The sequence below is a fragment of the Microbacterium sp. ARD31 genome, from assembly GCF_031844425.1.
This window is the reverse complement of sequence record NZ_JAUZVE010000001.1, coordinates 503,731-519,692: the sequence shown is the minus strand read 5'-3', so window position 1 is coordinate 519,692 and position 15,962 is coordinate 503,731. Positions and strand designations below refer to the sequence as shown.

The 15,962-nt window shown below is 69.6% G+C and carries 18 protein-coding genes; 14 read left to right on the top strand and 4 right to left on the bottom strand.

Features of this window, described 5'->3' with window-relative positions; all coding sequences use genetic code 11:
* The first annotated feature begins 366 nt into the window (after window positions 1-366).
* The 4 genes from smc (at window position 367) to Q9S36_RS02605 (ending at window position 5,744) form a co-directional block, all read left to right on the top strand.
* Window positions 367-3,873 carry a chromosome segregation protein SMC gene (gene smc, locus Q9S36_RS02620; RefSeq protein WP_311283817.1) on the top strand — a complete coding sequence of 1,169 codons (3,507 nt, stop codon included), beginning with the start codon at window positions 367-369 and terminating at the stop codon, window positions 3,871-3,873.
* A gap of 74 nt (window positions 3,874-3,947) precedes the next feature.
* Window positions 3,948-4,304, top strand: a complete 357-nt coding sequence (locus Q9S36_RS02615; RefSeq protein ID WP_311283816.1) for an excalibur calcium-binding domain-containing protein — start codon at window positions 3,948-3,950, stop codon at window positions 4,302-4,304.
* 22 nt (window positions 4,305-4,326) lie between these two features.
* On the top strand, window positions 4,327-5,199 hold the full coding sequence (ftsY, locus tag Q9S36_RS02610) for a signal recognition particle-docking protein FtsY (protein ID WP_064001951.1): 873 nt from the start codon (window positions 4,327-4,329) through the stop codon (window positions 5,197-5,199).
* Window positions 5,200-5,243: 44 nt separating this feature from the next.
* Window positions 5,244-5,744: a DUF2004 domain-containing protein gene (locus Q9S36_RS02605; RefSeq protein WP_064001952.1), complete on the top strand. Its 501-nt coding sequence runs from the start codon at window positions 5,244-5,246 to the stop codon at window positions 5,742-5,744.
* Window positions 5,745-5,764: 20 nt separating this feature from the next.
* Here Q9S36_RS02605 and Q9S36_RS02600 read toward each other — a convergent pair whose 3' ends face one another.
* The 3 genes from Q9S36_RS02600 to lipB all read right to left on the bottom strand — a co-directional run bounded on the left by Q9S36_RS02600 (window position 5,765) and on the right by lipB (window position 7,863).
* Window positions 5,765-6,103, bottom strand: coding sequence for a hypothetical protein (locus Q9S36_RS02600; protein ID WP_311283815.1), 339 nt, complete (start codon window positions 6,101-6,103; stop codon window positions 5,765-5,767).
* A gap of 123 nt (window positions 6,104-6,226) precedes the next feature.
* Window positions 6,227-7,225 (bottom strand): lipoyl synthase, encoded by a 999-nt coding sequence (gene lipA / locus Q9S36_RS02595; protein WP_217532036.1) that lies wholly within the window; start codon window positions 7,223-7,225, stop codon window positions 6,227-6,229.
* The gene (lipB, locus tag Q9S36_RS02590; protein WP_217532034.1) at window positions 7,222-7,863 is read right to left on the bottom strand and encodes a lipoyl(octanoyl) transferase LipB; all 642 of its coding nucleotides are present in this window, start codon (window positions 7,861-7,863) and stop codon (window positions 7,222-7,224) included. Before lipB ends, lipA begins: the two co-directional genes overlap by 4 nt.
* 58 nt (window positions 7,864-7,921) lie before the next feature.
* On the opposite strand from lipB, the gene Q9S36_RS02585 reads away from it, so the two are divergent.
* Both Q9S36_RS02585 and ffh read left to right on the top strand, forming a co-directional pair.
* On the top strand, window positions 7,922-8,500 hold the full coding sequence (locus tag Q9S36_RS02585; RefSeq protein WP_217532032.1) for a TetR/AcrR family transcriptional regulator: 579 nt from the start codon (window positions 7,922-7,924) through the stop codon (window positions 8,498-8,500).
* A gap of 12 nt (window positions 8,501-8,512) precedes the next feature.
* Entirely contained in the window at window positions 8,513-10,063 is a 1,551-nt protein-coding gene (gene ffh / locus Q9S36_RS02580; protein ID WP_311283814.1) for a signal recognition particle protein, read from the top strand.
* Between the two features lie 4 nt (window positions 10,064-10,067).
* Here the strand turns inward: ffh and Q9S36_RS02575 are convergent, their stop codons facing one another.
* A complete protein-coding gene (locus Q9S36_RS02575; protein WP_311283813.1) occupies window positions 10,068-11,225 on the bottom strand; it encodes a glutamate--cysteine ligase in 1,158 nt (385 codons plus the stop codon).
* A gap of 185 nt (window positions 11,226-11,410) precedes the next feature.
* Here Q9S36_RS02575 and rpsP point away from each other — a divergent pair, with 185 nt between their 5' ends.
* The 8 genes from rpsP (at window position 11,411) to Q9S36_RS02535 (ending at window position 15,934) form a co-directional block, all read left to right on the top strand.
* A complete protein-coding gene (rpsP, locus tag Q9S36_RS02570; RefSeq protein ID WP_064001959.1) occupies window positions 11,411-11,824 on the top strand; it encodes a 30S ribosomal protein S16 in 414 nt (137 codons plus the stop codon).
* 4 nt (window positions 11,825-11,828) lie between these two features.
* A complete protein-coding gene (locus Q9S36_RS02565; protein WP_253035186.1) occupies window positions 11,829-12,059 on the top strand; it encodes an RNA-binding protein in 231 nt (76 codons plus the stop codon).
* 1 nt (window position 12,060) lies between these two features.
* A complete protein-coding gene (gene rimM, locus Q9S36_RS02560; protein ID WP_311283812.1) occupies window positions 12,061-12,663 on the top strand; it encodes a ribosome maturation factor RimM in 603 nt (200 codons plus the stop codon).
* A 1-nt stretch (window position 12,664) separates the two neighbouring features.
* Window positions 12,665-13,375: a tRNA (guanosine(37)-N1)-methyltransferase TrmD gene (gene trmD / locus Q9S36_RS02555; protein ID WP_311283811.1), complete on the top strand. Its 711-nt coding sequence runs from the start codon at window positions 12,665-12,667 to the stop codon at window positions 13,373-13,375.
* A 48-nt stretch (window positions 13,376-13,423) separates the two neighbouring features.
* Entirely contained in the window at window positions 13,424-13,882 is a 459-nt protein-coding gene (locus Q9S36_RS02550; RefSeq protein ID WP_064001963.1) for a hypothetical protein, read from the top strand.
* A 173-nt stretch (window positions 13,883-14,055) separates the two neighbouring features.
* Window positions 14,056-14,403: a 50S ribosomal protein L19 gene (gene rplS, locus Q9S36_RS02545; RefSeq protein ID WP_064002469.1), complete on the top strand. Its 348-nt coding sequence runs from the start codon at window positions 14,056-14,058 to the stop codon at window positions 14,401-14,403.
* Between the two features lie 134 nt (window positions 14,404-14,537).
* On the top strand, window positions 14,538-15,275 hold the full coding sequence (gene lepB / locus Q9S36_RS02540) for a signal peptidase I (RefSeq protein ID WP_311283810.1): 738 nt from the start codon (window positions 14,538-14,540) through the stop codon (window positions 15,273-15,275).
* A complete protein-coding gene (locus Q9S36_RS02535; RefSeq protein ID WP_311284441.1) occupies window positions 15,275-15,934 on the top strand; it encodes a ribonuclease HII in 660 nt (219 codons plus the stop codon). The genes lepB and Q9S36_RS02535 overlap by 1 nt, the downstream gene beginning before the upstream one ends.
* The last annotated feature ends 28 nt before the right edge of the window (window positions 15,935-15,962 follow it).

Sequence of the window (15,962 nt, the reverse complement as noted above, 5' to 3'; positions counted from 1 at the left end):
CGTGCCGCAGCACGAGAGGACGCGGGACGCACGGGCAACGAGGCCCGGCATCCGGGAGGGGACGGACGGAGTCCGCCCTCAGGGCGTGGCAGAGTTCACCGTCCGAAGACGGGATCCGTGACGGCTGTCAGCGGCCGGAACGGATGCGGTCTGCCACCGCGGCGCCGAAGGAGACGGTCCCCAGCGCGCACGGGAACGCGGTGGACGCGATTCCGGTGGGTGTCATTTCGATGATCATGTCAGGGGACCTCCTTTCTCAGACTTCTGACGCGAGCACTGACACTAGACCCGGCCCGCGCGCGGCGTCAAGGGGGAAACGGGATTCGTCCGCTAGCGTGGACGGGACGACGACCCCGGAGGACCCGTATGCACCTGAAGAGCGTGACGCTCAAGGGGTTCAAATCCTTCGCGCAGCCGACGACCTTCGCCCTCGAGCCCGGCGTCACGTGCATCGTCGGTCCCAACGGATCGGGCAAGTCGAACGTCGTCGACGCCCTCGCCTGGGTGATGGGCGAGCAAGGGGCGAAGACCCTCCGCGGCGGCAAGATGGAGGACGTCATCTTCGCCGGGACGGCGACACGAGGTCCCCTCGGCCGCGCGGAGGTGCAGCTGACGATCGACAACGCCGACGGCGCGCTGCCGATCGAGTACAGCGAGGTCACGATCAGCCGGACCCTGTTCCGCAACGGGTCGAGCGAGTACGCCATCAACGGCGAGACCTGTCGGCTCCTCGACGTCCAGGAGTTGCTGAGCGATTCGGGGCTCGGGCGCGAGATGCACGTCATCGTGGGTCAGGGGCGACTCGACACCGTCCTGCAGGCGAGTCCCGAGGATCGGCGCGGCTTCATCGAGGAGGCCGCCGGCATCCTCAAACACCGTCGCCGCAAAGAGAAGACGCTCCGCAAGCTCGAGGCGATGGAGGCGAACCTCACTCGGCTGAGCGACCTGGCCGGCGAGCTGCGGCGTCAGTTGAAGCCGCTCGGCAAGCAGGCCGAGGTCGCGCGCGAGGCGGCCACGATCGCCGCGGTCGTGCGCGACGCGAAGGCGCGCCTCTACGCCGATGAGATGTCGCGCCTCCGGGCGGAGCTGGCGGATCACGCCCGAGCCGAGCACGAGCGTCACGCCGAGCGGCTGGTCCTGCAGGACCGCGCCGACGCCTTGCGTCGCCGCATCGACGAGCTCGAGAACGACCAGCGCGCCGAGGCGGTCGATCGGGCGCGCGCCGTCACGTTCGAACTCGGCCGTGTCCAGGAGCGACTGCGCGGGCTCTACTCGCTCGCCGGCCAGCGTCTGTCGCTGCTCGACGACGACGGCGACCAGCCGGACACCGGGACCACCGTCACCCAGGCCGTCATCGACGACGCACGTCGGGAGATCGACGAGATCGCGTCGGGTCTCGGTGCCGCGCAGGATGCCGCCGCCGCCGCCGCGCGCGACGTCATCCGGGCGCGCGCCGAGCTCGATGCGCTCGACACCGACATCGCCGCGCAGAGTGCGCTGGTCTCCGAGCACGACATGCGGCTCGCCTCACTGAGAGGACGAGCCGAGGCAGCCGGGTCGAAGGCGGAGGCGCTTCGGCTGGCGGTGGAGAGGCAGCAGCGCGCCCTCGATGCAGCCGAGGAGCGTCGCGCCGACGCGGAAGGCGCGCTGGCGGCGATCGAGCCGGCGACCGAGGGTCCTGCGGACGCCGCGGTGGAGTACTCGGCCGCGTACGAGCGCGCGCAGCGCGAGGCATCCGATGCCGAATCCGAGGTGGGGTCGATACGCGACCGGTTGCACGCGGCGGAGCGGGAGCGCGAGTCGCTGCTGGCGGAGACGGCGGCTCTCGGCCGCGCCCTCGACATCCGCAACGCCGCGGCGGCGGTCGTCGATCGGGGTGGCGACGGCATCCGTGGCATCGTCAGCGATGCGATCCGCGTCTCGGCCGGCTATGAAGCGGCGATCGCCGCAGCACTCGGCGCCCTCGCCGAGGGGGTCCTCGTCGACGACTTCGAGGCCGCACGCGCGGTCATCGCGACGGTGCGCGAGCACGATCTGGGTTCGATCGACGTCGCCTTGGCCGACGGTCCTGCGGCTCCTCGCAGGACGCCCCTCGGAGCGGGGGTGACCTGGGCGGTCGACGTCGTCGAGGCGCCGGCGGGCCTCCGCGCCGTCCTCGCGGGTGTCGCGATCGCGGAGGATCTGGATGCGGCCCACGCCGCCGCCGTGTCGGCCGCCGACGCGGGGCACAGCGTCGTGGTGGTGACGCGCGCGGGCGAGACCGTGACGCCGAGCACGATCCGTGCCGGTTCCGGGCAGTCGCGCTCGCGTCTCGAGCTCGCCGCCGAGCGCGACGCGGCCCGTGTCCGTCTCGACGAGGTGACGGTGGTCGCGGATACCCTGCGTGAAGCGCTGACCGACGCGCAGGCTGCCTGGGATGCGGCGCGCCAGCGTACCCGTGACGCCCTCGCCGCGCTGCGCGAGCACGACTCCGCTCTCGCGGCCCACGCGGAACAGCTCAACCGTGCGACCGTGCGTCTGGAATCCGCGGTGGCCGAGTGCGACCGGCTACGCGCCGGCCTCGCTCAGGCCGAGTCGGCGGCCCGGGATGCCGAGAACGCGGCACGGGCCGCGACGGAGGCCTTCAGCGCCGCCGAGGAGATGCCGCGTCCGATCCTGGATGCGTCCGCCCGGGACGGTCTGCTCGATGCGCTCGAGTCGGCTCGGGCGCGCGAGATGGACACACGCCTCGACGTCGAAACGCTCCGGGAACGGGTGCGTGCCGCCGAGAGCCGCGTGATGCAACTCGAACGTCAACGCGAGAAGGAGCGCGCAGCAGCCGAAGCGGCCGCCCGTCGAGCCGTGATCCGACGCGCGCAGCGGGCGATCGCATCCGAGGTCGTCGGTGCGCTGCCGCCCGTCCTCGACTCGATCGACCGGTCGACGGCGCAGGCGCGGGTCGAGCTGGAACGCGCGGAGCAGACGCGGACGGCGCTGACGGCCGAGTTGGCCGAGCTCCGGAAGGAGGATGCGGCGGCTCGCGAGAGGCTGAATCGCCTCACCGAGTCGGTGCACGGCCTCGAGCTGCAGATGCACGAGAAGCGGCTGCATGTGCAGAGCCTCCTCGACCGGGTGCAGTCCGAGCTCGGCCTCTCCGAGGATATTCTCCTCGCGGAATATGGTCCCGACGCCACCGTCCCGGGAGCGGAGGAGGGCGAGGCGTCGCCGTTCGACCGCTCGGCGCAGATGCGCAGATTGCAGGATGCGGAGCGCAAGCTGGCGCAGTTGGGTCGCGTGAATCCTCTTGCCCTGGAGGAGTTCGCCGCGCTCGAGCAGCGTCACGCATTCCTGACCGAGCAGCTGGACGACCTCGTCCGCACCCGGACGGATCTGCTGACGATCATCGAGGAGCTCGACGAGCGGATGCAGACGATCTTCCTCGCGGCCTTCGAGGACACCAAGGTCGCCTTCGGGGAGGTTTTCCCGATCCTCTTCCCCGGGGGCACGGGCTCCATCTCGCTCACCGACCCCGACGACCCGCTCACGACCGGGATCGACGTCGCCGTCCGACCCGTGGGCAAGAAGATCGAGCGGCTGTCGCTCCTTTCGGGTGGGGAGAGGTCCCTCGCGGCGGTCGCGCTCCTGACGGCGATCTTCAAGGCGCGGCCGAGCCCCTTCTACATCCTCGACGAGGTCGAGGCCGCCCTCGACGACGCGAACCTCGGTCGCTTGCTCGGCGTGTTCGAGCAGCTGCGCGAATCGAGCCAGCTGATCGTCATCACGCATCAGAAGCGGACGATGGAGATCGCGGACGCCCTGTACGGCGTGTCGATGCGTCAGGACGGCGTGTCCGCCGTCGTGGGACAGCGCGTGCGCGAGCGGGCGGGCGTCTGAGCGCAGCGGGCGTGCGCTAGCGTGTGCGCAGCGGGGACGGTGCCGTCGTCGCCGACACCAGACAAGGGGTGGGGATGAGGATTTCGGTGCGCGCGGGAACGCTGCGGCGGAGTGCGGTGGCGACGATGCTGGCGGCGGCGCTCGTCGCAGCGCCGGCGACGGTGACTGCGGCCGCGGCCGCGCCGACGGCCGCGGCGTCACAGGTGCGGGTGATCGTGCCGGCCGCCAAGCCGCCGATCAAGACATTCAAGAACTGCACGGCGCTCAACAAGACCTACAAGGGCGGTGTCGCCCGGGCGGGGGTGACCCACAACACGGTCAGCGGCAAGAAGAAGCCGTTCACCGTCAAGCCCTACGTCTCGACGGCGCTCTACAACGCCAACAAGAAGATGGACCGCGACAAGGACGGCATCGCCTGCGAGAAGGGCTGACGCGGTCAACTAGCCTGGGTGCATGGCGGAGAGCTCCTGGTCCCTCGGTCGCGCGCTGCGCGGCATGTTCGTCAAGCCGACGATCGATGAGAACACGTGGGAGGACCTCGAGACCGCGCTGCTCACCGCCGACTTCGGGCCCGATATCACCGAACGCATCGTCGACGAGCTTCGCGAGAAGGTCGAGCGGTATCGCACGACGGATCCCAAGGACCTGCAACGGATGCTGCGCGAGACGCTCGAGGAGCACTTCGCGAAGTTCGACACGACCCTCCGGCTGACGGAGCGCCCCGCGGTGGTGCTCGTGGTCGGGGTCAACGGGGTCGGCAAGACGACGACGATCGGGAAGTTCGCGAGCTACCTCAAGCGCTTCGGACGGACGGTGGTGGTGGGCGCGGCCGATACTTTCCGCGCGGCCGCGGTGGATCAGCTCGCGACGTGGGCCGAGCGCGGGGGAGCAGCGATCGTCCGCCCGCAGCACGAGGGGCAGGACCCGGCATCCGTCGCCTTCCAGACGATCGAGCACGCGATCCGCACCGGGACCGAGATCGTCCTCGTGGACACGGCCGGTCGCCTGCACACCAAGGGCGGCCTCATGGACGAGTTGACCAAGATCCGCCGGGTCATCGAGAAGCAGGCGCCCATCAGTGAGGTCCTCCTCGTGCTCGATGCCACCACCGGCCAGAACGGGGTCATGCAGGCCGAGGCGTTCCTCGAGCACGCCGGAGTGACGGGGCTCGTCCTGACGAAGCTCGACGGCTCGGCCCGCGGCGGGTTCGTGCTCGCGGTCCAGGAGCGCACCGGCATCCCGGTCAAGCTCCTCGGTCAGGGTGAGGGGATCGGCGATCTGACCGGTTTCACGCCCCACGTCTTCGCATCCGCCCTCGTCGATTGACCCAGGCGGTCGCGCGCGACCGTCAAGGCTGGTTTCATTGATGCATGGCGATCGAGCACGACTACTTCGGACTTCTCGAGTCCGGACCCGACGGGTCGATCTTCTGGTCGGAGGTCGTGGACTTCGGTGATCAGCGGGTGACCGTCGACCTCACCGCGCCCGACCAGGACGACGTCTCGATCGACGCCCTCGACGTCGCGGCTGCCATGATCGCGGCGTTGGAGACCATCGATCTGCGTGCCCGGAACGCGATGGTCTCCGAGCTGGACGATCGCACGAGCGAGGTCACGGAGTTCATCCTCCAACAGCAGGAGATGCTCGGCGAGGACATCGAGGACCTGCTCGTCGACGTCTCGGGTGACACCCACATGGATGTCATCCGCTCCCTGCAGCTGATGAGCATGACGATCCTCGCCGACGAGCACGGAGGCAAGGACCCTTTCGCGGTGCTGGAGTATGCCCTCGACCCTGACTCGACCGACGACGTGCTCCTGGTCAACCTCGACGTCTCGGGCGCCGTCCAGTCGGTGACCAGCGCCGACTGACGGTCTGCGTCACCGGGCGATCAGCCGCGCGACGCGTGCGCCCAGTCGATCGCGTCCCGCAGGGTAGCGAGGTCCCGGTACCAGGTCTTCACCTCGGTGCGGCATCGCACCCGCTCGACGCGGGTGTCGTATTCACTGCACTCGGCGAGTGCTTCGGAGTCGGTCGGGGGGTACTCGGCGGACCCGTCGTCGTACCCGATTTCGAACCCGTTCGCGGCGTCACCGGTCGCGGACACCACGGTGTCGAGCGCGGGCTCGGGCACATCGTGCGTGGTCGGCGCGGAGGCCGTGTGGGGGAGCAGGGCGGCGAGCGCCATGGCCGCGCCGAGAGCGGTCGCGAGCGGAAGTGAAGTACGCATGAGTCTCCTTCGGTGAGGCCGGTGCATCCGGCGTCCCGAAGGTAGGAAGCGTCGCGCCGCGCGCGATCCCGTCCGTGCCAGGTGGGGGAGGGATGCGGCCTCCCCCGACCTGGGGAGGAGGCGTCAGACCGCCTGGGCGAATCCCTCGGCGTCGGCCTCGTCGGCGAGGTGCGCCAGCGCCGCCGGGATCTCGCGACCCTTCGACCGCATCGAGCGCGCCCAGAGCCGCCCGGCGCGGTACGACGAGCGCACGAGCGGTCCGGCCAGGACCCCGAGGAACCCGATGGACTCGGCGAGCTCGCGCAGTTCGACGAACTCCTGCGGCGTGACCCACCGCGCCACGGGAAGGTGACGCGGCGTGGGGCGGAGGTACTGCGTGAGGGTGATGATGTCGGTACCGGCGGCATGCAGGTCGCGCAGTGCGTCCTCCACCTCGTCGCGTTCCTCGCCCATCCCGAGGATCAGATTCGACTTCGTGATGAGTCCTGCGTCCCGCGCGCGGGTGAGGACGCCCAGCGACCTCTCGTACCGGAACGCCGGTCGGATCCGCTTGAAGATGCGGGGCACGGTCTCGACGTTGTGCGCGAAGACCTCGGGGCGCGACGCGAACACGACGTCCAGGAGCTCAGGGTCACCGTTGAAGTCCGTGGCGAGGAGCTCCACACCCGTACCGGGGTTGTCGGCGTGGATGCGGCGGACGGTCTCCGCATTGAGCCACGCGCCCCCGTCGGGCAGGTCGTCGCGCGCAACGCATGTCACGGTCGCATACCGCAGGCGCATGCGGGTGACGCTCTCGGCGACACGGCGTGGCTCGTCGGTGTCGTAGTCGGCTGGTTTGCCCGTGTCGATCTGGCAGAAGTCGCATCGCCTCGTGCACTGCGAGCCGCCGATGAGGAACGTGGCCTCCCGGTCCTCCCAGCACTCGAAGATGTTGGGACAGCCGGCCTCCTGACAGACGGTGTGGAGTCCCTCGTCCTTCACGAGTCCCTGCAGCTCCCGGTACTCGGGACCCATCTTCGCCTTCGTGCGGATCCATTCCGGCTTGCGCTCGATCGGGGTCTCGGCGTTGCGGACCTCCAGCCGGAGCATCCGGCGGCCTTCGGGTGCGGTGTTCGCGCTCATGCGGCGACCTCCGCTCCGTGCTCACGCGTGAACGCCGCGACGACGGCGGGGAGGACGTCGACGGGGGAGATGTCGCGACCGGTGACCTGGCTGAGGGTCGTCACCCCGGCATCCGCGATCCCGCAGGGGATGATGCTGCGGAACGGTTCGAGGGAGTTGTCGCAGTTCAGCGCGAAGCCGTGCATCGTGACTCCGCGCTGCACCCGGACCCCGATCGCCGCCACCTTCTCGAGCGACCCCGCTCGTTCGACCCAGACGCCACTGCGTCCGTCGACGCGCTCACCCGCGACACCGACGGTCCGGATGACCTCGATGAGCAGGTCCTCCAGCCGGCGGACGTGCGCGACGACGTCGACGGGTTCCGCAAGTCGGACGAGCGGGTAGCCCACGAGTTGTCCGGGACCGTGCCAGGTGATCTTGCCGCCGCGGTCGACGTCTACGACGGGCGTTCCGTCGACCGGCCGCTCGTGCCGTGCCGTACGCGCGCCCGCCGTGTAGACGGCTTCGTGTTCGAGGAGGAGCAGCGTGTCGGGGCGGGTGCCCGCGACGATGTCGGCGTGCAGGGTGCGCTGGAGGTCCCAGCCCTGTCGATACGGGACGAGGTCGGGGGCCATCCCTACGGTGCGGATCTCGATCACGAGGCCATCTCCTGTTTTTTGGACTGCGTGCAACAATACGCGACGATAGGCTCCTCGCATGACGACCGGCCGACCACGCGCATCCTCTCGGGAGGTGCTCTCCGAGGCGGCGTGCGAGCTCTTCCTCGAGCGCGGGTACGACGCGACATCCGTCACCGACATCTCCGTCCGCGCGGGCGTGAGCAGATCCAGCTTCTTCAACTACTTCGACTCGAAGGAAGCGATCCTGTGGTCCTCGCTCGACCGTCGGATCGACCGGTTGCACGCACGGGTGCCGCTGTCCGAACCCGTCGCCGGGCTCATCGAGCTCTGCGACGGCTTCGCGCCGGATAGCCTCGCCCTCGCGCTCGTCCACGCCGAGGCGATGGGTGTCCAGGACGAGATCGAGCGGGGAGCCGCCGTCCGTCAGGCGCGGATCGCCCGGGCTCTTTCGGCATCCTGGTCCGCGCTCGGGGCACCACCCGTCGCCGCCGAGATCGCGGGGGCCGCCCACGCTGCAGCCGTCATGATCGCCATCGACGGATGGGCCCGCTCGGGCGCCGGCAGATCGTCCCTGCCTGACGAGCTCGCCCGCGCTCTGGCGGTGGCCGCGGCCACGCTTGCGTCCCTCGCCGGCGCGTCGGCGGGTCTCGACTAAACTCGAGCCATCATGGCTACCTTCGGCACGCTCTCCGATCGTCTCACCGAGACCTTCCGCAACCTCCGCACGAAGGGCAAGCTCTCGCCCGCCGACATCGACGGGACCGTGCGCGAGATCCGTCGCGCCCTCCTCGACGCCGACGTGGCGCTCCAGGTCGTCAAGGACTTCACGGGCAAGGTGCGCGAGCGCGCCCTCGGTGACGAGGTGAACCGCGCCCTCAATCCGGCGCAGCAGGTCGTCCAGATCGTGAACGAGGAGCTCGTCGCCATCCTGGGCGGCCAGCAGCGGCGACTGCAGTTCGCGAAGCAGCCCCCCACCGTCATCATGCTTGCCGGCCTGCAGGGCTCCGGTAAGACGACGTTCGCCGGGAAGCTGGCGAAGCAGCTCGAGAAGGACGGTCACACTCCGCTGCTTGTCGCCTGCGACCTGCAGCGTCCGAACGCCGTCAACCAGCTGACCGTGGTGGCCGAGCGCGCAGGTGCCGCCATCTACGCGCCCGAGCCCGGCAACGGGGTCGGCGACCCGGTGAAGGTCGCCCGTGACGGCGTCGAGTACGCGCGCCGCCAGCAGTACGACACCGTCATCATCGACACCGCGGGACGCCTGGGCGTGGACGCGGAGCTGATGAAGCAGGCCGCGAACATCCGCAAGGCGACCGATCCCGACGAGGTGCTCTTCGTCATCGACGCGATGATCGGACAGGACGCCGTGAACACGGCGAAGGCGTTCCAGGACGGCGTCGACTTCACCGGCGTCGTGCTGTCGAAGCTCGACGGCGACGCCCGCGGCGGTGCGGCGCTGTCGGTGGCGTCGGTCACCGGCCGCCCCATCATCTTCGCGTCGACCGGTGAAGGCCTCGACGACCTGGAGGCTTTCCACCCCGACCGGATGGCGAGCCGCATCCTCGACCTCGGTGACATCCTCACCCTCATCGAGCAGGCGCAGCAGGCGTTCGACGAGGAGGAAGCACAGCGCGTCGCGCAGAAGCTCGCGACCGAGCAGTTCACCCTCGAGGACTTCCTCGAGCAGCTGCAGCAGGTCCGCAAGATGGGCTCGATGAAGAAGATGCTGGGGATGCTGCCCGGCATGGGCCAGATGAAGCAGCAGATCGAGAGCTTCGATGAGCGCGAGATCGATCGCACCGAGGCGATCATCCGGTCCATGACCCCCGCCGAGCGCCGGAACCCCACGATCCTGAACGGATCCCGGCGGCTCCGCATCGCGCGCGGCTCGGGGATGACGGTCACCGACGTCAACCAACTCGTGCAGCGCTTCGATCAGGCCGCGAAGATGATGAAGACCGTGGCTCGGGGCGGCGTGCCCTCCATGCCCGGGATGGGTGCGATCGGCGGCAAGCCGGGCGCATCGAGCAAGCGCGGCAAGAAGCAGAAGAGCAGCGGCGGGTCGCGGTCGGGCAACCCGGCCAAGCGCGCGGCCGAGAACGCGGGCCTCGCGGCGGCGAACACCGCCCCGTCGGGCTCGGGCTTCGGCCTCGGCGGCGCGCCGCAGCCGAGCGAGGCGGACCTGGCCGAGATCCAGAAGCTCTTCGGCAAGGGCTGAGAGCTCAGCCGACCGAGACGACCTCGCGCAGCGTGGGGCCGCCCCGGAACTCGCGGATGAGATGGTGGACCACCTCGCGCAGGTCTCCGTCGGCGGCATCGGCCACGCGGGTCTGACGAGCGTAGCTGGCGCCCTGGTCGAGGATCTGCGTGACCCCCGCGAACTCCTTCGCGCAGTGGAGCTCCGCGGCGAGCGGTGCGAGGGCCTCGGTCACCTCGCGCAGATGGTCGGCGACGGGACGCTGCCGGCCCGCGCGGTCGACGATGACGTCGGCATCCAGTCCGTAGCGTGCTGCCCGCCACTTGTTCTCGCGGACGAACCACGGCTGGATGGTGGGGAGCGGGCGACCCTCGTCGATCATGCGCGAGAAATGCTCGGCCAGCACCTGGACCAGGGCGGCGACGGCGGCGAGCTCGGGCAGCGTCGACATCCCGTCGCAGGCGCGGATCTCGATCGTGCCCCATCGCGGCGCCGGTCGGATGTCCCAGCGGACCTCGGTGGAGTCCGCCATGACGCCGGTCCGCTCCATGTCCGCGAGGTAGGCCTCGTACTCCGCCCAGGACTCGAGAGGCCAGGGCAGCCCCGCGGTCGGGAGCTGCTGGAAGACGAGGGCGCGGTTGGATGCGTAGCCCGTGCGGTCGCCTGCCCAGAACGGGCTGGAAGCGGACAGGGCCTGCAGGTGGGGGAGGTAGGCGGAGAGGGCGTTGATCATGGGGAAGACCTTCGCGACGTCTTCGACCCCGACGTGCACGTGGATGCCCCAGATCATCATGTTGCGCCCCCACCACTGGGTACGCTCGATGAGCTTGTGGTACCGGGTCTTATCGGTCACCTGCTGGTCGTACCACCGGGCGAAGGGGTGGCTGCCCGCGCACAGGAGCTCGATGTCGCGGGGATCGGTGACGGTGCGGACCAGGGCGATCGCATCGGCGATGTCGTCCACGGCTGCGGCCACCGTGTCGCCTACGCCGCTGGTGACCTCGATCGTGTTGGTGAGCAGTTCACCGGTGACGGTGTGACGCTCGTGACGGGTCTGCTCCTCGATCTGGTCGAGGATCGCGGGCGCCTCCGGGACCAGATCGCCGGTGGTCCGGTCGGCCAGCATGATCTCCCACTCGATCCCGACGGTCGAACGAGCGGATGTGGCGAAGGTCACCGTCATGGGGCCAGTGTGTCACGCGCGTCCGGCGGTTCGCGGCATCCCTCCGCATCTGGCAGAATGGACGGTTGGACCGCCTTGCCCGACCCTCTATCCGGCTCGGAGGTCCACCGCAGAGCTCCCGCCGGGTGTGCACCCCACGCTCCAGGCGACGTTCATCATCACTCGCAACACCATTCAGGAGAATTGTGGCTGTCAAGATCCGTCTGAAGCGCATGGGCAAGATCCGTGCGCCGTACTACCGCATCGTCGTCGCCGACTCGCGCACCAAGCGCGACGGCCGCGTGATCGAGGAGATCGGCAAGTACCACCCGACCGAGCAGCCCTCGTTCATCGAGGTCGACTCGGAGCGCGCGCAGTACTGGCTCTCCGTCGGTGCGCAGCCGACCGAGCAGGTCGCCGCCATCCTCAAGCTCACGGGCGACTGGGGCAAGTTCAAGGGCGACAAGGACGCCGTCTCCACCGTGAAGACGGCGGAGCCCAAGGCGCCGTTCGAGCTCGACTCGTCCAAGAAGTCGGTCATCAAGCCGAAGGCGGAGAAGAAGGCCGAGGCGCCCGCCGCCGACGCCGAGGCCGCCGACGACGCGACCGAGTCCGAGTAAGACCTTGCTGGCCGCCGCGCTCGAACACATCGTCAAGGGGATCGTCGATCACCCGGACGACGTCACCATCGCCTCCAGCTCGTCGCCCCGCGGCGAGGTGCTGGAGGTGCGTGTGCACCCCGACGACCGGGGTCGTGTGATCGGGCGCGGCGGACGCACGGCGAAAGCCCTGCGTACCCTCATCTCCGCTCTGGCCGACGGTACGCGCGTCCGCGTCGACGTCGCGGACGACTGACGTGTCGGCGAAGTCGGCTCGCACGCAGCTCCGTGTTGGGCGCCTCGTCAAGGCGCACGGTCTGAAGGGCGCCCTCAAACTCGAGCTCTACACCGACGACCCCGACGGCCGGTTCGTCCCGGGTGCGGAGTTCACCCTGCAAGTGCCGGAGTCCTCGCCCTGGCACGGAAAGACGGTGACGGTCCGCGAGTTCAAGTGGATGAACTCGCACCCGGTCGTCTTCCTGGACGGGATCGACGACCGCACCGCCGCGGAATCCATCGTCCGCGCCATCCTGTGGATCGACCAGGATGCCGCTGCGCCGGTCGTCGAGGACGACGCCTGGTACGACCACCAGCTGGTGGGGCTCGACGTCGTGCGCGACGGTGAGGTCGTCGGACGCGTGACGCGGGTCGACCACTTCCCGGCGCAGGATCTGCTGGGTGTCCAGCTTGCCGCGGACGAACGCGAGGTGCTCGTCCCCTTCGTCAAGGCCATCGTGCCCGAAGTGGACATGAGCGCCGGTCGTCTCGTCGTCACTCCGCCCGCCGGGTTGTTCGAAGACCTCCCCGGTGACGACGAGCCTCGTCCGGAGGCCGGCGACGAGGCCGACGCCGGGTCCTGACGTGCGCATCGACGTCGTCACGATCTTCCCCGCCTTCTTCGACGTCCTCGAAGTGTCGCTGCTGGGGCGCGCTCGGGGCGCGGGACTGCTCGACATCCGTGTCCACGACCTCCGCGACCACACGACCGACCGGCACCGCACCGTCGACGACACGCCCTACGGCGGCGGCGCCGGGATGGTCATGAAGCCCGAGCCGTGGGCGCAGGCCCTCGACGCGATCGTCGCCGGCTCCCACGAGACGGTGACGGATGCCGCATCCGGACCGCTCTTCGTCTTCCCGTCGCCGGCGGGGGAGCGCTTCACCCAGTCCCTGGCGCGCGAGTGGAGCACCGAATCGCACATCGTCTTCGGGTGCGGGCGGTACGAAGGCATCGACGAGCGCGTCTTCGCCTACGCCACGACCATCGGCCGCGTGCGGCTCGTGAGCCTGGGGGACTACGTCCTGAACGGCGGGGAGGTCGCGGCGATGGCCATGATCGAGGCCGTCGGACGCCTCGTTCCGGGCGTCGTCGGCAACCCGGAGAGCCTCGTCGAGGAGTCGCACGAGGACGGCCTCCTCGAGTACCCCTCCTACACGAAGCCGGCATCGTGGCGCGGCTACGACGTTCCCGACGTGTTGCTCAGCGGACACCACGGGCGGGTCGCGCAGTGGCGGCGCGATCAGCAGGTGGAGCGGACCCGCCTTCGGCGCCCGGACCTGCTCAGCGAGTGATCAGCTGACGGCGGTCGCTGCGGCTGCCCGGCGGCGTAGCATCGGAGGATGCCCCTGCGTCGTGGATTCTTCTTCTGGCTCCTGCCGAGCGCGGTCATCCTGCCCCTGTGGCTGATCATCGGATGGATCGTGTCGGATGCCGGTGGCTGGGCGCTCGCCTGGGTGCTGGTCGTCGCGATCCCCTCCGTCCTCATCGGCCAGCTCGTCCTGACGCTCCTGATTCGTTCCCGCGGCACGGTCCGGCACACGCGCGCGGTCTCCTGGTGGGACGTCGGCGGCGTCGGTCTCTGGCATGTCCTGACCATCGCCGTGGGCTTCTTCTCGGAGGCGTGGTTCTGGCCTCTCCTCATCGCGGCGACCGTCGTCTTCCTCGCCGTGTTCTGGCTGTCGCTGCGACAGCTGTTCCAGGAGACACGGCCCTCCGTCATCCTGCGCAGGTACACCGCGCCCGCTCGGACGCCCGAGAGCGTGGTCGTCGTCGAGGAGAAGCGCGACCCGCTCGTGTGAGGCCGCGCGCCGCGGTTTGGCGGCCGTCGGCATCCATGGCAGAATGACCCTTTGTGCCCTGACAGTTCTCTGCCTCGGGGGAGTTCGGAGCCCAGTCGGCTCCGACGGGCGCCACATCCTTTTCTCCTCTTACTCTCGCGGTCGACCTGAGGCGGTCGCAGGAAGTGACGATCATGCAGATCCTCGACTCCGTCGACGCAGCCTCGCTGCGCTCCGACATCCCCGTCTTCAACGCCGGCGACACCGTGAAGGTGCACGTCAACATCACCGAAGGCAACCGTTCGCGCATCCAGGTGTTCCAGGGTGTCGTCATCGGCCGCTCCGGTGACGGCGTCCGTGAGACCTTCACGGTCCGCAAGATCAGCTTCCAGGTGGGCGTCGAGCGCACCTTCCCGGTGCACAGCCCGGTGATCGACCACATCGAGGTCGTCACCCGCGGCGACGTGCGTCGCGCGAAGCTCTACTACCTGCGCGAGCTGCGTGGCAAGAAGGCCAAGATCAAGGAGAAGCGCGACAACTGATCGCGTTCTCCACTGGATGCCCCGGGACTGAGTCCCGGGGCATCCGTCGTTCCCGGGTGTTTTGGTGCTCGGCGTGCACATGATGTGCGACGCTGGTGGATGGTCGCCGAGCCCCGGCACCGGTGAAGGACAGCATGACCACCGATTCCCCGTCCCCGACGCTCGGCAGCGACTCCGATTCCCGTCCCCGACGCGGACCGTGGCCGTTCATCCGGGACGTCCTGGTGATCCTCCTGGTGGCCGTCCTCGTGTCCTTCCTCGTCAAGACCTTCCTGGTGCGGTCGTTCTACATTCCGTCCGGCTCGATGGAGCGCACGCTGCTGAAGGGCGACCGCATCCTCGTCGACGAGTTGACGCCGCGGTTCACCGGGTACGAACGCGGCGACGTGGTCGTCTTCCGGGACCCCGGCGGGTGGCTCCCGACGACGTACGAGCCGGCGCAGCCTCCGTTGACGGCAGCGCTGGACTGGCTGGGCTCCCTCGTCGGGCTCACGGCGTCCGACAGCGACGACCACCTCATCAAACGCATCATCGGTCTGCCCGGCGATCACGTGGTGTGCTGCAACGCGCTCGGGCAGGTCACCGTCAACGACGTGCCCATCGACGAGACGCCCTACCTGGACCTCGGTCCGTCCCAGTCGGCACCCGACGAGTTCGACTACGACGTCACGGTGCCGGAGGGGTCGATCTGGGTGCTCGGCGACAACCGCGACAACTCGCAGGACTCGCGGTACCAGCAGGAGCAGCCGGGGCAGGGGTTCGTTCCGATGGACAACATCGTCGGGCGGGCGTTCCTCATCACGTGGCCGTTCGACCGGTTCGGTCTCATCGATTCGCACCACGACGTGTTCCGCGGGGTGCCGGCGCCGTGATGGCCGTGGTCGCGCCGACGCTGTCGCTCGAGCGTCGACTGCTCCGGGAGCATCCCCTCGTGATCGCGTGCGACGAGGTCGGCCGGGGCGCGCTGGCGGGGCCCGTCGCGGTCGGCGCGGTCGCCGCGGATGCCGCGTTCAGCCGGCGTCGCGTGCCGGAGGGACTGCGGGACTCGAAGCTCATCGTCGAACCGCGTCGAGCGGGGATCGCGGAACGCGTCCGGGCCTGGGTGCCCGCCCACGCGGTGGGGTGGGCGTCGGCGGCGGAAGTGGACGAGGTCGGGATCATCCGGGCCCTGGGCCTTGCCGCCGCGCGCGCCATCGAGGAGCTCCGCGTGCAGGGCGTCGACATCGGCGATGCCCTGGTGGTCCTCGACGGGAACCACGACTACATCACCCCGGTCGCGCCGGTGGGTCGCGGCGTCCTCCCCATCATCAAGGCCGACCGTGACTGCGCGTCGGCGTCGGCGGCATCCGTCATCGCGAAGGTGGCGCGCGACGAGCACATGAGCGAACTGGCCGCCGAGGCGCCGGTCTACGGATGGGTCCGCAACAAGGGGTACGCGAGCGCGGAACACCGCGCGGCCATCGAAGAGCACGGTCTTTCCGGACACCACCGTGCGTCGTGGTCGATCGCGGCCGCCCCGACCCTGTTCTAGGTCCGGGGCCGTTCGCCGCCCGCCTAGG